Origin of the sequence: Citrobacter amalonaticus, from assembly GCF_018323885.1 — a bacterium.
GTDB lineage: Bacteria > Pseudomonadota > Gammaproteobacteria > Enterobacterales > Enterobacteriaceae > Citrobacter_A > Citrobacter_A amalonaticus.
Genome location: NZ_AP024585.1, coordinates 2,156,630 through 2,172,077 on the forward strand (window position 1 = coordinate 2,156,630; position 15,448 = coordinate 2,172,077).

Consider the following 15,448-nt stretch of genomic DNA (forward strand, 5'->3'; position numbering starts at 1 on the left):
AAAAACATGAGCCAACCAGAGGAAGTGAGCCAACTTATCGCGCCGGATGTCGATCTCGAAAAGCGGCAGTGGTTGCAGGGGCGACATGAGCCGATAGCCTGCGCGGATGAACAGGCGGTAGCAGAAAGCCCTGCTGAGATTATGGCGGATTTTATCCGCCAGCATTCGGCGAACGGCCAGCTTGTCGCGCGCGAGCTGTTCTTGCAGCCGCCGTACTCCGTAGAAGAGGCGGCGCTCACACCGCTACTGGACACGCTCAAAGAGGGGCTCGCCGGCGAGGATATCGCCTGTGTGCAGGGCTCTCAGGATGAATATTACTACTCAACCCAGACCATGACCGCCAACTATGCCGGCATGTGTGTTCAGGTGGTGGAAAAGGATATCTGTCGGGCAATCGCACTGGCGGTGCGCTTTGACTGTCAGACCTATCCGCGTCCGTACAAAATCGCCATGCTGGAACAATCGCCTTACGGTTTCGCGCCTGAGCAGATAGAAGCCGCGCTGGCCGCGATTGAAACGCACCCCGACTATGCCGATATTCGCCCGGTCTCGTCGTCGAACGACGTGCCGTATTTATTCAGCGAACGCTTTATGAGTTACGGCAAAGCATACGGCTTGTGCGAATGGCTGGAAGTTGAGCAGTTTCAGAATCCCTGAATTCATGGAAAGCGTGGACGAGCGCGACCACAGCATTAGAGGATAACAAGATGTCCTTCACTCGACGAAAATTTGTGCTTGGCATGGGAACGGTCATTTTCTTCAGCGGACCCGGCCAGACGCTGCTGGCGAAGACAACAGCCAGCGGCCCCGTTCGTTACGTCATGATCCATGATGAATCGCGATGTAATGGCTGTAACATCTGTACCCGCGCCTGTCGCAAAACGAATCATGTTCCCGCGCAGGGAAGTCGCCTGTCGATTGCGCATATTCCCGTTTCAGATAATGACAACGAGACGCTGTATCACTACTTCCGTCAGTCCTGCCAGCACTGCGATGATGCCCCCTGCATTGAGGTTTGCCCGACCGGTGCGTCATGGCGCGATGAGAACGGGATCGTTCGTGTCGACAGTTCGCGCTGCATTGGCTGTAGTTACTGCATCGGCGCGTGCCCCTATCAGGTGCGTTACCTGAATCCGCAAACCAAAGTGGCGGACAAATGCGATTTTTGCGCCGAGTCCCGACTGGCAAAAGGTTTTCCGCCCATTTGCGTGACCGCCTGTCCGGAACATGCGCTGCTGTTTGGACGCGAAGACAGCCCGGACATCCAGCGTTGGCTTCAGGAAAATAACTATTACCAGTATCAACTTCCGGGCGCGGGCAAACCCCATCTGTATCGTCGGTTCGGTCAACATTTGATTAAAAAGGATAATGTATGAACGCGTCGCAGAATGCTGAACAGTTCCAGGCCCAACTGGCAAATTATGTGCCGGTATTTTCTCCCGAGTATTAGCCCGTATGGCTGGTGATCGCCGGACTTCTGCTGGTGGCGATGTGGCTGGTGCTGGGGTTACACGCCTGGCTTCGCTTTCGCGCGGCCAACAAGGCAGCCGCCGGGCATGGTGAGAAGGTTTACCTGTATTCTCGCGCGGTACGCCTGTGGCACTGGTCGAATGCCTTGCTGTTTTTACTCCTGCTCGGTAGCGGGCTAATCAACCATTTCTCGCTGGTCAGCGCGGCGGTAATTAACAGCTTGCTGACGGTGCACGAAGTCTGCGGATTTCTGCTGCTGGCGTGCTGGGTCGGTTTCGTGCTGATCAATGCGTTGGGCGGGAACGGTCATCATTACATTATCCGTCCCCAGGGTTGGGTGGCGCGAGCGATGAAACAGACCCGTTTCTATCTGTTTGGCATTATGCAGGGGGAAGCGCATCCGTTCCCGGCAACACCGCGTTCGAAGTTTAATCCGTTACAGCAGGCGGCCTATGTCGGGGTGATGTACGGATTGTTGCCATTGTTGCTGCTGAGCGGATTGTTGGCGCTCTATCCGCAGGTCGTGGGCGACCTGTTCCCCGGCGTACGCTACTGGTTATTGCAGGCGCATTTCGCGCTGGCAATCATCAGCCTGTTCTTTATTTTTGGTCACCTCTACCTGTGCACTACGGGCCGCACGCCTGGCGAAACGTTCCGCTGCATGGTCGATGGCTATCACCGGCATTAACGTATGCTGATCACGCGAGAAGATATACGCAACTGGCGGGTTGGCGCGGTGATGTACCGCTGGTTTCTGCGCCGTTTTCCTGAAGGCGGCAACTACGCTGATGTGCATCGGGCGTTGAGTCGCGAAGGTTATCTCGACTGGGCGAACAGCCTGGTGGAATACGCCTGGTCGCGCTGGCTGGATGAAGAAAATTTTGCCCGCCAGGATATCTCCGCCATGTCGCGACTGGCGCGGCCAGATATCTCAATGGGCGATCAGCAGGTGGCGAACGCGGGTGATAACGCGAATCTGGGCTGTGCGGGTGATAACATGAAGATCGCCAGCGCAGGCTATGCGTCACAAATTGCCAGTGCGGGATACTGCGTGCGCATTGGCAGCGTTGGCTACAACAGCCATATCAGCAGTTCCGGGGATCGCGCGCGGCTGGCCGCCGCAGGAAACTCCACGCGAATCAGCAGCGCCGGTAACGGAACGCGGATCGCCAGCAGCGGGATGCGTGTGCGGGTGAGTTCGCTCGGTGAAAGAAATCATGTCGCCAGTAACGGTGACCTGAGCCAGATAGTGAGCTTTGGCGCCAATGCGAAAATCGCTAACAGCGGCGATAATGTGCATATCATCTGTAACGGCGATAACGCGATCGTTGCCAGTAGCGGGGTAGTGGATTCCGTCGTGCTGGGACCGGGCGGCTGCGCGGCGCTGGCGTATCATGACGGCAAACGCATGCGTTTCGCCGTCGCGGTTGAAGGTGAAGCCGGGATCCGCGCCGGCGTGAAATACCGACTCGACGACGCGCACCAGTTTGTTGAGTGCTGATCGTTCAACGAAGCGCAAACCCTCGCCGGGTCGCTTTCTCCAGCCCGTAGCAAAGCAGATAGTAGACCAGGCCTGTAAAGATGAAGATAGCCGCCGGGTAAATCTGTTCCCGGCTGTTAACCTGTCCCGCCACCGTCGTCAGTTCCGGCACGTTGACGATAAACGCCAGCGATGTGTCCTTCAGCAGACCAATGCATATCCCGGTCAGGGAGGGAAGGATATGGCGTAACACCTGCGGTAGCAGAACCCTTCTTAATGCCTGAACAGGGCTAAAACCCTGCGCCACTGCCCCATCATATTGTCCGGCGGGTAGTGCGTTGAGTCCCGCGTACACAGAATGCATCACCGACGCAGCGGTAAACCAGGCCAGCGCCAGCGTCACCGTTGCCGCACCGGGCAGATCGCTGCCGGTAAGCATAGGGAGCAGATACCACATCCAGAAAATAACGAAGATCAGTGGTATCCCGCGTATGAGCTCTGCCCAGATGAACAATCCCTTACGGATGACGCCCGGAAAACGCCAGGCGAGAGCGGCAAGGGCAATACCGGCAGGTAAGGCCAGCACCGCCGCACCCAGCGCCATCATCAGGGTCAACAATACACCGCCAGGTTGACCGTCGGCCAGTCGTCCCCACAGGAGATAATCCAGATTGTCGGTTATCACCGCAATATTAGCGATCATGCTGGGGACTCCTGAACCGGAACCGGCGGAGTTGCGGCTTTTTTTCCAGTCGGGGGGCGGGCCCCAGATGGGTCAACAGCAGACCGAACGCCACGCCGGCGAACAGATAAAGCGCAGTGCCCACGGCAAAGGCCTCCAGCGCATGGGCGTTGTAGCTTTCAATCTGGCGAACCTGGTAGGTCAGTTCCGCAAAGCCAATCCCGCTGGCTAATGACGATAGTTTCATCAGGTTGAGATATTGCCCCACCACCGGTTGCCAGGCATTGGTTAGTCCCTGCGGCAGCAGGATATGGCGGAAGGTCTGCCATGAGGAAAATCCCTGTGAGATCGCGGCTTCGCGTTGTCCGGCGGAGACCGCCTGCAATCCGGAGGCGACTTCTTCGACCAGGAATGCCGAGGTAAAGACGCCGAGTCCCCACGCTGAGCAAAGAAACTCGGGGGTCAGCCACCAGACGTTGCCGGGCAGGATTGACCAGCCATGCTCTGCGTTGACAAAAGTAATAAAACTGCGCGGCAGCAGGTTCCAGCCGGCGAAGTACCAGAACAGCAACTGGACCAGCAGCGGGGTGTTACGAAACAGCGATACCCAACCAGCCACCAGGCGACGGCCCATGCGATGGCCGGAAAGACGAAGGGCTAACAGCAAAATGGCCAGCAGCGTGGCGAGGAAAATGCCTGCGGCGCTGACCCACAGCGTGGTGAGAAATCCGGAGAGGATCCATTGCAGGGGCAGGCCGGTGAGCACTCCCTGCCAGTCCATTGACGGCATTATCGTGATAACTCCTGATGCAACGGATCCAGCACTTTTTGCAGAAAACGCTGGGTGCGCGGGTGCTGCGGCCGGGTAAAAAAGGCCTCCGGGGAGGCGATTTCGAGAATATCGCCGCCGTCGATAAACACCACCCGGTCGGCGATTTCACGGGCAAAATGCATCTCGTGGGTGACCACAATCATTGTAATACCGCTGTGCGCCAGACGTTTCATGACCTGTAACACCTCACCGATCATTTCCGGATCGAGTGCAGAGGTGGGCTCATCAAACAGGAGAATTTGCGGCGAAGAGGCCAGCGCGCGGGCAATCGCCACCCGCTGCTGTTGACCGCCGGAAAGCTGTGCCGGATAAGCGCCAGCCTTCTCTTCCAGCCCAACCTGTTCCAGCAGGGCATAAGCGCGTTGTGTGGCGTCGGTTTTATTCCAGCCGTGGACGTACTCCAGCGCGAGGGTGATATTCTGCTGCGCCGTCAGATGGGCATACAGATTGAACTGCTGGAATACAAAACCAATGCGGCTACGCAGCTGTCGCAGCGCGGCCCCCTTAAGTTGACCGACCGGTTTGTCATCAATAAAGATATCGCCGCCACTCAATGATTCCAGTTGGTTAATCAGGCGGATCAGGGTCGATTTCCCCGATCCCGAGGGGCCAAGAATAGTCACAACTTCACCGGGTTCGACGGTGAGACTGACACCGTTGAGTACCCGGTGATCGCCGTACGCTTTCACCACGTCGCGTAACTCAACTCGCGCCTGGCGCAATGTGTGGAAATCCGCAGCTCCGGCTGCGGACGGGGTGAATAAACCAGCCAGCATCTTATCTGGCCTCAATTTTAAAGGTGCGCGGCTGCGGATTTTTCGTTTCCGGGCCAAACCAGACATCATAAATTTTGCCTGCCTGCCCACTGGATTCGAGTCGCAATAATTCATCGTTAACCGCTTTCAACAACGCCGGTTCGCCTTTCTTCACGCCCACGCCGATTTCCTCTTTGCTGAGTAAATCCGGCAGGATTTTAAACTGCGCTTTGTCCGGTGCGCCACTGAGCAAACCCGCCAGGATAGTGGAGTCCTGAGTGATAGCCTGCACGTTGCCGTTGCGCAGGGCAGTTAACGCCAGCGGGATATCATCATAGGCCAGCACACGGGATTGCGGGAACCGCTGATGTAGCGCCTGCTCACCGGTGGTTCCTTTCACTGCGCCAATGCGTGCGCGGCTGTACTCATCCAGCTTATCGGGTGACGAGGCAGGCACCAGGAATTGCTGACCGGTGACAAAGTAGGGCACAGAGAAGTCGATGACCTGGGCGCGCTCGGGGGTGATCGTAATATCAGCAACGATCAGATCGGCTTTCCCCGATTGCAGCAGCGGAATACGGTTAGCGGGATTGGTGGCGACCAGTTCCAGTTTCACACCCAGCGATGCTGCCAGCGCCTGAGCGAAATCAACATCGTAACCCACGATCTGATGGGTTTTCGCATCGACGGAGCCAAACGGCGGGTTAGCGTCAAACGTCGCAACCTTGACCACGCCTGCGGCCTTGATATCAGCGAGTTGATCGGCCTGCGCCTGAATGCTCAAAAAACTCGTGGCGAGCATGACGCCGAGGGCGAGAATCGTTTTTTTCGTACGTTGTGTTTTCGTTGCCATCATTTTCTTTGATATCCCTGAAATTATTGGTTTGTCCTTTTACGCTCCCACAACCCGAACCCGCAGCAAAAGAAGAAAAAAGTCTTATTTATATGCAAAAAGTTATTAGTGAACAGTGTGTTAACGAAGGGTTACTAACGAACAAAAACAGATAACGGTGCGCAGAATTCGCATTTCATTTTTTGTGCGGTTTGCGCTGCAATGAAAAGCACCTGACAAAACAGAGGAGCCGGAGATGGAGAAGGTAAACATGCAGATGGCGCGTCGTTGGATGCGAGTTGCCATCACGCCAAAGCGGACCCGACAGCCCGGTGCAGAGGTCAATCTGCAGCGCGTTGTGGAGTCCATTCTTCCTGTCGCCAGCCTGTATGGCGTGGACATTGCTAACATTGACCCGGAGTGGTTTCGTGATCAAACAACACGCTGAACACCGTCGGATGCGCGAGGTGTACTGGAATGAAATCTGCACTCACCACGGAGATGCAAAGGAAATAAAAGACGTTGAAGGAACTACCGCGCAGAACTGCGCGGTAGGCTGAAACAAATCAGATTTTGCAGGCGTCGCCGCAGTCATCATCGGCAATCACCGATTCTGCTTTTTTGTCCGCATCGTCCAGACGTTCAGCGTTACGTTCCTGCGCCTCTTCCAGTCCGTTAAAGACCAGATTATCGAGATCAATTTCCATTATTCACCTTTCTTCGCTCGTTTTTGACTTCCGACAAGTATAGAGCAAATAGGAATCTGGATGCATCCACAATGCGTGCGGCGTTAGCGATCGTAAATCGATAAACGTCTGCGCAGGCGGGAAGCCGGTTTTGATACTGCCCTGGCCATCGCGTTGCCAATTTCCTGGCAGGCGACGAGTCCCTGGATAAAGGGCCGATCGTGCATTAAATAGGGCAAGGCACCAAAGGCAATTCGTCCGCGAACGTTCTCTGGTGCCTGAAGCGTGTAATCATCGCCAACGTCCGGAATTGCATCTCCACACGACAGTAATTGCTGGCGTAATCGCGGGAACGGTAAGTCTTTGGTCTTCAGGGGTTTTTGGCCACGTGCATCGATGAATACGTCAAAGGACAGGCGATCGTTGTGCGTCGTAATCTCAGTGCGATCCGCTTTTATCTCCTTCCTGTAATCCTGTCCCAGCGTGAGAATGCGCAGAATACCGGCTGCGCGCAACGCCAGCATTCGGCGAACTGACTCTGAGGGGATCGCCGCATAATTATCAATAAATACGCGAGCGAGACCGACGTTAAATCGTTCACTATCCTGTTCATTCAGGTGCGTAACGATCTCCTGAACCTTTTCATGTAAACGCAGCAAGGTATAGCGCCAGGCAACGGTGTGTTTGTTACGCTTATTCTCGTCGACCTCTTTCAGATTTGCAGCCGCCCATTCGAACGGATCGCTGCGTGCTCTGTCGGCAAACACCGCGACGGGAAAGCTATCCGCATCCAGTGAGGAGAGCGACATTTGCCTGGCCCATTTGGGATCGGCTAAGGCGAGTTCTTGCTGCATCAGTCTAAAAACGCGATCGAGGAGTTCTGTTGAACCGGCAGCGATTTCGCGCTGAATAGCCTCATCGGTAACGTACTCCAGCGGTTCATAGGGTATAGGACAATAGAAGTCGGCTTCCGGCAAAATGCCGGAACGGGACATCAGCGTAATCTCCAGCGCTTCACTGCCTTTATTCAGTGTGAAATTGACCTGATGTTCCTCTGTTTCGTGAAAGGTTCCATGCTGTACCGCAACCGCCATTGCGGCATCCAGAGCGCTCAATGAGGTTCCAAGAATGCCCACTCTGGCGGCGGGCACGTCCGCGTCCATCAAGCCGGACCAGGGGCTGGGATAAAATGCGTGCGTGGATTCGTCATCGTCCGGCCAGACGTGTCCCGTGGCAATCACTGCTAAGTCGACATGCAGCGGCTCCGTGTGTTGATCGGTCCAGAGTTGTACGCCAGTGGACACAGCTGAGACATCCGTGACTTCACAGGATTCGTACAACCTCACCTTAAATCCTCGATTTTCTGCGTGGTGGACGGCTTGCAAAAACTGCGCGCGAAAATAGTCGCCGAGCAGAATGCGTGGCAGAAACTGACGCTGGTGCAGCGTTTCTTTCTTAACGGCAAACTGTGCAAGGTACTGCGCTTCCTGGGTTTGCAACCACTCAAGCCAGGTGTCAAAAAGAGGTGGGACCTCAATACTGGCAATATTTGCCAACATCATTGGACTATTATCAGAATGGGTGTAAGGCATACCAATTCCTGCCCGGTTTCCGCGTTCAAAAACGACGATCTCCAGTGGCTGCTCCTCTTTTAGTAATGAGAAAAAGGTATAGACGCCTGTGGGGCCAGCTCCGATAATCGCGATTTTTTTCATACTCCTGTCCGTCCTGTTATTTTTATTTTGCCGCTGGGATTGCGGTTACATCATGTCAGTGTAGTTGAGGAAGGCCCGGATGTTTCGGTCTGGAATCGCTTACGTGCCTGACGAGCGGTGTCCTCTGCCATACTTAACGGTGTTTATTGTGAGGAAAGGAGTGACGATGATAACGCTGTGTAAAGCCTGTGGCACCTCATACGATAACCACCACGGCAACGTTAAACGTTGTAAAATCTGCGACGATGAGCGGCAATATATCCCTGTATCCGGGCAGGCCTGGATGGACTTTGATGAGCTCATCGCCAGCCATACCAATAAGTGGCAGCAGCATACGCCGCAACTTTTCAGTCTGAAAACGGTTCCTTCCTTTGCCATAAACCAGCGGGCGTTTCTGCTCAGGACGCCGGTGGGAAATATCCTTTGGGATTGCGTTGCGAATCTGGATCCGGCAACCCGAACGCTCATCCGCGCTATGGGGGGATTGAGCGCCATCGCGATTTCGCATCCTCATTACTACACCACCATGCAGGACTGGGCGGAGGCGTTTGACGCTCCCGTCTGGCTCCACGCGGCTGACAGGGACTGGATCATGCGCGACAGCCCCTGGATTCGGCTATGGGAAGGGGAAGAACACAACGTGCTTCCTGGCGTCAGCTTATTGCGTCTGGGCGGCCATTTTGCGGGGGGAACGGTTCTGTATCTGGAGGAGGGGGAAGGGACGATCCTCGCCGGAGATATCTTGCAGGTCACTCCCGGTGCTGACGCGGTGTCGTTTATGTGGAGCTATCCGAACATGTTGCCGCTGTCATCGAAAACCGTCGGTGGGATCATCCAGCGGTTAAACACGGTGACGTTTTCCAGTCTGTACGGGGCATTTGAAGGGCAGAATATTACCCACAATGCCAGTCAAATCGTGCAACGCTCGGGGGAAAAATATCTCTCCAGCCTGGCGTCACGTTAAATCCGCAGAGGGGGAAAATCCCCCTCTGCGGCATTATTAACCCACTCTGGCGTTGTTGATTTTGCTCAACGGAATATTCACGTCAAACACTTTCGCGATGACTTCGTCAACGCCAAGGTTTTTTAAACGCGCGGTATGTTTATCCAGATAAGCCAGCGCGGTCTCCTCGCTTTCGAAAAGATAGATCCCTCCCGCTTCCTTGTTTTGCTCACTCTCCGTCCACACCTTCCAGATAAATCCCGGCTCCTGGTTAATCGACTCCGCCAGACCACGCAGTTGCTCAGCCATTTCTGCGCCAAATGGGCCAGTAAAAGCGAAGTGAAGTTGTAACAATTTCGGCATATCCATTCTCCATTCAACGACGTAATGATCATTCACAGTGACAATGAACTGAACTCTTCTCCCTGACACTATGTCGGGGAGTGTACCAGAATCAGGGCGCGCAAACCCCATTCATGCTGCAGTGGAGGTCATGGCAAGCGAGGAGTGAAAGTAGTTAATAAGCTGCATCAATACAACACGGTTAATGGGAAGGTAAGCGAAGACTTCCCCCACACCCGCAAGTCAGGAATATGAATCAATGAATGGGTAATTTATTGATTTTTATTACGCGAAACTGAGTGATGAGAAATAATACCAGAGAAAAATAGGAGAGCAGGGAAAGAGAACAGGCACCCTATCACCAGGCGGTGAAATGGTGCGTCCGAGTGGACTCGAACCACCGACCCCCACCATGTCAAGGTGGTGCTCTAACCAACTGAGCTACGGACGCAAAATGGTGCGTTCAATTGGACTCGAACCAACGACCCCCACCATGTCAAGGTGGTGCTCTAACCAACTGAGCTATGAACGCAACGTTGTGTGTGACAACGGGGACGAATATTAGCGGCAGAGCCGGGAGGTGGCAAGAGGGAAATGGTAATTTTCTTCCGGATTTCACTCGATTGCGGAGGAAGTGCGCAAAATGTCGAGAGAATAGCCGCCAGCTGGCGGCTATCGTCGCTTTATCGCGCAGCGCGCTGCAGAATCACCGTAGAAGGCAGACGTTGCAGGAAGCGCATTCGCAGCATCATCATAACCGCCGCCGACGTCAGGCCGATGATAAAGCCCATCCAGAATCCAGCCGGCCCCATCCTGTCCACCACCAGGTCGGTCAGGGCGAGAATATAACCGCTCGGTAATCCCAACACCCAGTAGGCGGTAAAGGTGATAAAGAAAATCGAACGCGTATCTTTGTAACCACGCAGGATCCCGCTGCCGATGACCTGGATGGAGTCCGAAATCTGATAAACCGCCGCCAGCAGCATCAGTTGCGCCGCCAGCGTCACCACTTCAGGATTGTCGTTATAGAGCAGGGCGATGTGCTCACGCAGCGTCACGGTAAAGATAGCCGTCAGACACGCCATGCAGACGCCAACGCCTAAACCAGTACGCGCGGCGGTTTGCGCATCCAGCGTTGAACCTTGTCCGAGACGATAGCCCACGCGAATAGTGACCGCCGCCGCCAGTGACATCGGCAAAACAAACATCAGCGAACTGAAGTTCAGGGCGATCTGGTGACCAGCGACATCGACAATGCCCAGCGGAGAAACCAGGAGCGCCACCACGGCGAACAATGTGACTTCAAAGAACAGTGCCAGCGCAATCGGCAGACCCAGTTGCACCAGACGCTTCATTACTACGTTATCCGGCTTGCTGAAACGCTGTTCATTGCGGATATCGCGCATTGAACGCGCATGTTTCACGTACCAGAGCATGGCGCTAAACATCACCCAATAGACCGCCGCAGTCGCCACACCGCAGCCGACACCGCCGAGTTCCGGCATGCCGAAGTGACCATAGATAAAGATATAGTTCACCGGGATGTTGACCAGCAGGCCAAGAAAACCCATCACCATGCCGGGTTTGGTTTTCGCCAGACCTTCGCACTGGTTACGCGCAACCTGGAAGAACAGATAGCCCGGTGCGCCCCATAACAATGCACGAAGGTAACCGACGGCTTTATCCGCCAGGGCCGGATCGATGTTATGCATAGAGCGGATGATATAACCGGCGTTCCACAGCACAATCATAATCAGCAGTGAGACGAAACCCGCCAGCCAGAAGCCCTGACGCACCTGATGCGCAATGCGATCGCGGCGTCCGGAACCATTGAGCTGAGCAATCACCGGAGTCAGCGCCAGCAGCAACCCGTGGCCGAACAGAATGGCGGGCAGCCAGATGGAGGTGCCAATGGCGACGGCCGCCATGTCGGTGGCGCTGTAACCACCCGCCATCACGGTATCGACGAACCCCATTGCGGTTTGGGCGATTTGCGCAAGAATCACCGGTATTGCCAGAGCCAATAACTGACGCGCTTCACTGATATACTTCTGCACGTGTACACCTATCATTTTGTTTTTATTTGAGAGACTAAAAAAGCCGCCACGGGTGGCAGCAAGAAGAAGATGTAAGGGGAAATTTCAGTCTATTGTAGCGATGAATGCTAATTTCACCAGTGAAAAAAACAGGCCAAGGGGCACTTCACTGGCAACCTGATTTTCCAACTGCTATTGTGGCAGGCAGAAATGGCTTAACTGAATTCAGGAGTTGTAGGTATGTTTACAGGTATTGTGCAGGGCACCGCAAAACTGGTGTCGATCGATGAAAAACCCAATTTTCGCACCCATGTAGTGGAATTACCTGAATACATGCTGGACGCGCTGGAAACGGGCGCGTCGGTGGCGCATAACGGCTGCTGCCTGACCGTCACAGAAATTAACGGCAATCGCATTAGTTTTGATTTGATGAAAGAAACGCTGCGGATCACCAATCTGGGCGATCTGAAGGTGGGCGACCTGCTTAACGTCGAGCGTGCGGCAAAATTCAGCGATGAGATTGGCGGGCATCTGATGTCCGGTCACATCATGACCACCGCGGAAGTGTCAAAGATTTTAACCTCCGAAAACAACCGTCAGATCTGGTTAAAAGTCCAGGATCCGACGCTAATGAAATACATCTTGTACAAAGGTTTTATCGGGATTGATGGGATCAGCCTGACCGTCGGAGAAGTCACCGCGACGCGTTTTTGCGTGCATCTCATTCCGGAAACCCTGGAACGCACGACGCTGGGTAAGAAAAAACTGGGCGCGCGCGTCAATATCGAAATCGATCCGCAAACGCAGGCGGTGGTGGATACGGTAGAACGCGTGTTGGCTGCGCGTGAAGCGGCGGTAACGAAAACCGCCAGCGAAGCGTAAAACCCTCCAGCCCCCGCAAGACGGCGGGGGCATAAGAAAGTTTAGCGGGCTACGCGCAGGCCGTCTTCGACGCCGCGCGAGAATACCACCTGCCAGAGCTGAATATCGCGGGCGCGAAACGCGCCGGCGCAGGCGTTGAGGTAGTAGCTGAACATCCGTTTAAAACGCTCGGAATAGTTCTCGGCAATTTCAGGCCAGGCAGCGAGAAAACGCTCGTACCATGCCATCAGCGTCTTGTCGTAATCCGCGCCGAAGTTATGCCAGTCTTCCATCACAAAGTGCGATTCACTGGCGTTGGCTATCTGACGTACTGACGGGAGGCAACCATTCGGGAAGATATACTTGTTGATCCACGGGTCGACATTATTGTCGGTTTTTTTCGAACCGATGGTATGTAATAAGAACAGCCCTTCGGGTTTCAGATTGCGATCAACCACGTCAAAATAGGTCGCGTAATTTTTAGGGCCGACGTGCTCAAACATGCCTACCGAGACAATGCGGTCAAACTGATCGTGCAAATCACGATAATCCTGCAACAGAATCGACACATCCAACCCGGCACAGCGGGCCTGAGCCATTTTCTGCTGCTCGGCTGAAATCGTCACGCCAACCACACTGACGCCGTAATGCGTCGCCATATAGTGCGATAAACCACCCCAGCCGCAGCCAATATCCAGCACACGCATACCGGGTTGCAGTTGCAATTTCTCGCAGATTAACTGCAGTTTGGCCTGCTGCGCCGCCTCCAGAGTATCCGCGTCTTTCCAGTACGCGCAGGAATACTGCATAAAGGGGTCGAGCATACGGCTGAACAGATCGTTGCCGAGATCGTAATGTTCTTTACCGACGATCCACGCTCGTTTTTTACTTTGCAGATTGAACAGGCGAGCGGCCGCAATGCGGAGGGTATCTTTGAAATGGTGGGGAAGTTGGTTTTCCAGTCCTGCTCGCAGAACTTTGCTAAAAAACTGGTCCAGCCGATCGCATTCCCACCAGCCATCCATGTAACTCTCACCCAGACCGAGCGACCCCTCTTGTAAAACGCGTTTGAAAAAATCGGGGTTTTTAACGCGTATATCTGCTGGTGAAGAGCCGTTGATGGCAATGCCTGCGCGGCTTAATAATTCGTTAGTGATACGGTACCAGTCGTCATCCGGTACGCTGACTTCTTCTATACACGATGAACTCATAGTTTCTCCATCACTGGTCGGTGATCAGAACCTTAAAACAGCGTAGACGCTTTTTGGGCTTTGTGAGAAATCTCACGGAAACATTCCGCGAGTCTATTATCCGACGTAGAACAGAGGAAGGGAGGACCCCTTGCCGAAAAGGCCATCCATGGGGAACCGGGAACGCTCCGGTTCCCGTTAACACATAATAATTATCGTAATTTTTAACAACCGAAATTTAGTATAGGCCTCAAAAAACGATGATACAACCAAAAATTGTTAGCCGACTAATTAACGGTGATTATGAGTGATATCAATGGGATTCGCTGTGGGCAATCCCGCAATTATCATGCTGCGCACAGTCGTTAGAAGGATGCAGTTGCATCTTATAGCCCAGTCCAGCCAGTACCACCGTAGACAACATCACGCTGGTCGTGGTCAACAGCGGTGTGCTGATAAGCCAGGAAACGACCAGGCTTGCCAGGAAGCACAGACCCAACTGCAGGGTATTTTGCAGGGCTGCGGCACGACCCGTCGCCTGCGGGAATGGACGCAGCGCCTGGGCAACCACAATCGGGTAAATAGCCCCGTTGGCAATCGCCATTATGCAGAAGGGGATCAGGATCTCTGCAAGCGTGATGTGATGGATAAAACTTGCCGCCCAGGTTGCCACCACGCTCAGCGCATAGATAACCAGCAGCCAGGGCAGGAGTTGTTGTCCCTGCCATTTTTGCAACGCGGCGCGACAGCCATAGCCGCCAATCAGAAAAGCAATGGTCTGCGGTACGTAGCTCAGCCCAATCACCGCCGGGCTGTAGCCCATTTCACTCAAAATAAACGGGGAACCGGTCAACCACGCAAAGAAGCTGGCAGAACAGGCGGCGTAAATCAGGACGTTGCCGCGGTACGCTTTCGCACGCAGCAGGGTGGTGAACGTCAGTTTGTCCTTGCTGTCATCGCGAGCTCGGGTGGTGGGCTTTAAAAACAGGGCGGGCAGCATCAGCAGCAGCGTGATGAAAAACAGCGTGGCAAAGATCGCCTGCCAGGAAAGATGGGTCAGAATCCAACTGCCTAATAACGGCGCCAGTGCAGGAGACAGCCCGACCAGCGGCATGATGGTCGCGAAAATGCGGTTAATTTTATGCGAAGGATAGTAATCGGTAACCAGCGCCTGCCAGATGACGGTCGCCGCGCAGACTCCCACGGCCTGAATAAAACGCAGTACTAACAGGCCCGTTGCGCTCTCCACCCACAGCATACCCAGGCTACCGAGGGCGAAGACAGACAGACCCAGCAACAGGATCGGTTTACGGCCATAACGGTCAGAGAGGGGTCCCCACAGCAGTTGGGCGACGGCAAAGCCTGCTAAAAACAGACTCAGGCTGGCGCTGACGGCAGAGGCCGGTGTTTGCAGGTCAGATTGAATGGCGGCAAAAGCGGGCAAATACATGTCGGTTGCCAGAAAACCCAACACGCTGAGCCCTGCCAGCCAGACTAAAAACCCTTTTCCTGGTTGCATAGTTGTACTCTAATTTTGATTAATCACACTGGCGCAGAGTGTAGGGAGTGAATTTGGGCTTGTGAAACGGTAATATTTGTTTATTGCATTCAAAAATTTTGTAGG

At 54.3% G+C, this 15,448-nt stretch carries 16 protein-coding genes, 2 tRNA genes and 1 pseudogene; 7 read left to right on the forward strand and 12 right to left on the reverse strand.

All coding sequences use genetic code 11. The features are described 5' to 3' along the window. Nucleotides 1–6 precede the first annotated feature (6 nt). The 4 genes and pseudogenes from KI228_RS10115 to ydhT all read left to right on the forward strand — a co-directional run bounded on the left by KI228_RS10115 (nucleotide 7) and on the right by ydhT (nucleotide 2,971). Nucleotides 7–657, forward strand: a complete 651-nt coding sequence (locus KI228_RS10115; RefSeq protein WP_044254721.1) for a YdhW family putative oxidoreductase system protein — start codon at nucleotides 7–9, stop codon at nucleotides 655–657. Nucleotides 658–707: 50 nt separating this feature from the next. Further along, the gene (locus KI228_RS10120) at nucleotides 708–1,376 is read left to right on the forward strand and encodes a 4Fe-4S dicluster domain-containing protein (protein ID WP_044326967.1); all 669 of its coding nucleotides are present in this window, start codon (nucleotides 708–710) and stop codon (nucleotides 1,374–1,376) included. Then, nucleotides 1,373–2,158, forward strand: a pseudogene (gene phsC / locus KI228_RS10125) (thiosulfate reductase cytochrome B subunit). Before KI228_RS10120 ends, phsC begins: the two are co-directional and overlap by 4 nt. Before the next feature lie 3 nt (nucleotides 2,159–2,161). After that, on the forward strand, nucleotides 2,162–2,971 hold the full coding sequence (ydhT, locus tag KI228_RS10130; RefSeq protein ID WP_061070175.1) for a protein YdhT: 810 nt from the start codon (nucleotides 2,162–2,164) through the stop codon (nucleotides 2,969–2,971). A gap of 4 nt (nucleotides 2,972–2,975) precedes the next feature. Here the strand turns inward: ydhT and KI228_RS10135 are convergent, their stop codons facing one another. Genes KI228_RS10135 through KI228_RS10150 form a run of 4 tightly spaced genes read right to left on the reverse strand, consistent with a single transcriptional unit; the run spans nucleotide 2,976 to nucleotide 6,075 of the window. Continuing rightward, nucleotides 2,976–3,653, reverse strand: a complete 678-nt coding sequence (locus tag KI228_RS10135; protein WP_061070174.1) for an amino acid ABC transporter permease — start codon at nucleotides 3,651–3,653, stop codon at nucleotides 2,976–2,978. Continuing rightward, nucleotides 3,643–4,425 carry an amino acid ABC transporter permease gene (locus KI228_RS10140; protein ID WP_172740614.1) on the reverse strand — a complete coding sequence of 261 codons (783 nt, stop codon included), beginning with the start codon at nucleotides 4,423–4,425 and terminating at the stop codon, nucleotides 3,643–3,645. Before KI228_RS10140 ends, KI228_RS10135 begins: the two co-directional genes overlap by 11 nt. Then, nucleotides 4,422–5,240 carry an amino acid ABC transporter ATP-binding protein gene (locus tag KI228_RS10145; RefSeq protein ID WP_043000823.1) on the reverse strand — a complete coding sequence of 273 codons (819 nt, stop codon included), beginning with the start codon at nucleotides 5,238–5,240 and terminating at the stop codon, nucleotides 4,422–4,424. The genes KI228_RS10140 and KI228_RS10145 overlap by 4 nt, the downstream gene beginning before the upstream one ends. 1 nt (nucleotide 5,241) lies before the next feature. Next, nucleotides 5,242–6,075, reverse strand: coding sequence for an ABC transporter substrate-binding protein (locus KI228_RS10150; protein ID WP_061070172.1), 834 nt, complete (start codon nucleotides 6,073–6,075; stop codon nucleotides 5,242–5,244). Between the two features lie 232 nt (nucleotides 6,076–6,307). Between KI228_RS10150 and KI228_RS10155 the strand changes: the two genes are divergently transcribed. Beyond that, entirely contained in the window at nucleotides 6,308–6,499 is a 192-nt protein-coding gene (locus KI228_RS10155) for a hypothetical protein (RefSeq protein WP_044265393.1), read from the forward strand. A 118-nt stretch (nucleotides 6,500–6,617) separates the two neighbouring features. Here KI228_RS10155 and KI228_RS10160 read toward each other — a convergent pair whose 3' ends face one another. Together KI228_RS10160 and KI228_RS10165 are read right to left on the reverse strand one after the other, a co-directional pair. After that, the gene (locus KI228_RS10160; protein WP_090050030.1) at nucleotides 6,618–6,758 is read right to left on the reverse strand and encodes a hypothetical protein; all 141 of its coding nucleotides are present in this window, start codon (nucleotides 6,756–6,758) and stop codon (nucleotides 6,618–6,620) included. 83 nt (nucleotides 6,759–6,841) lie between these two features. After that, nucleotides 6,842–8,452 (reverse strand): FAD-NAD(P)-binding protein, encoded by a 1,611-nt coding sequence (locus KI228_RS10165; RefSeq protein WP_061070171.1) that lies wholly within the window; start codon nucleotides 8,450–8,452, stop codon nucleotides 6,842–6,844. A gap of 166 nt (nucleotides 8,453–8,618) precedes the next feature. Here KI228_RS10165 and KI228_RS10170 point away from each other — a divergent pair, with 166 nt between their 5' ends. Next, nucleotides 8,619–9,416, forward strand: a complete 798-nt coding sequence (locus KI228_RS10170; RefSeq protein WP_043000819.1) for an MBL fold metallo-hydrolase — start codon at nucleotides 8,619–8,621, stop codon at nucleotides 9,414–9,416. Nucleotides 9,417–9,452: 36 nt separating this feature from the next. Here KI228_RS10170 and KI228_RS10175 read toward each other — a convergent pair whose 3' ends face one another. From KI228_RS10175 to mdtK, 4 genes are all read right to left on the reverse strand, one after another. Further along, nucleotides 9,453–9,758 carry a monooxygenase gene (locus tag KI228_RS10175; protein WP_043000818.1) on the reverse strand — a complete coding sequence of 102 codons (306 nt, stop codon included), beginning with the start codon at nucleotides 9,756–9,758 and terminating at the stop codon, nucleotides 9,453–9,455. 353 nt (nucleotides 9,759–10,111) lie between these two features. Beyond that, nucleotides 10,112–10,188 (reverse strand) — tRNA-Val (locus KI228_RS10180). A gap of 4 nt (nucleotides 10,189–10,192) precedes the next feature. Further along, nucleotides 10,193–10,269: transfer RNA gene (locus KI228_RS10185), tRNA-Val, on the reverse strand. A gap of 151 nt (nucleotides 10,270–10,420) precedes the next feature. Beyond that, the gene (gene mdtK / locus KI228_RS10190; RefSeq protein WP_043001940.1) at nucleotides 10,421–11,794 is read right to left on the reverse strand and encodes a multidrug efflux MATE transporter MdtK; all 1,374 of its coding nucleotides are present in this window, start codon (nucleotides 11,792–11,794) and stop codon (nucleotides 10,421–10,423) included. Between the two features lie 219 nt (nucleotides 11,795–12,013). Between mdtK and KI228_RS10195 the strand changes: the two genes are divergently transcribed. Further along, a complete protein-coding gene (locus KI228_RS10195; RefSeq protein ID WP_061070170.1) occupies nucleotides 12,014–12,655 on the forward strand; it encodes a riboflavin synthase in 642 nt (213 codons plus the stop codon). A 41-nt stretch (nucleotides 12,656–12,696) separates the two neighbouring features. Here the strand turns inward: KI228_RS10195 and cfa are convergent, their stop codons facing one another. Together cfa and punC are read right to left on the reverse strand one after the other, a co-directional pair. Then, nucleotides 12,697–13,845 (reverse strand): cyclopropane fatty acyl phospholipid synthase, encoded by a 1,149-nt coding sequence (gene cfa / locus KI228_RS10200; protein ID WP_061070169.1) that lies wholly within the window; start codon nucleotides 13,843–13,845, stop codon nucleotides 12,697–12,699. A gap of 292 nt (nucleotides 13,846–14,137) precedes the next feature. After that, nucleotides 14,138–15,343 (reverse strand): purine nucleoside transporter PunC, encoded by a 1,206-nt coding sequence (punC, locus tag KI228_RS10205; RefSeq protein ID WP_044254694.1) that lies wholly within the window; start codon nucleotides 15,341–15,343, stop codon nucleotides 14,138–14,140. Between the last annotated feature and the right edge of the window lie 105 nt (nucleotides 15,344–15,448).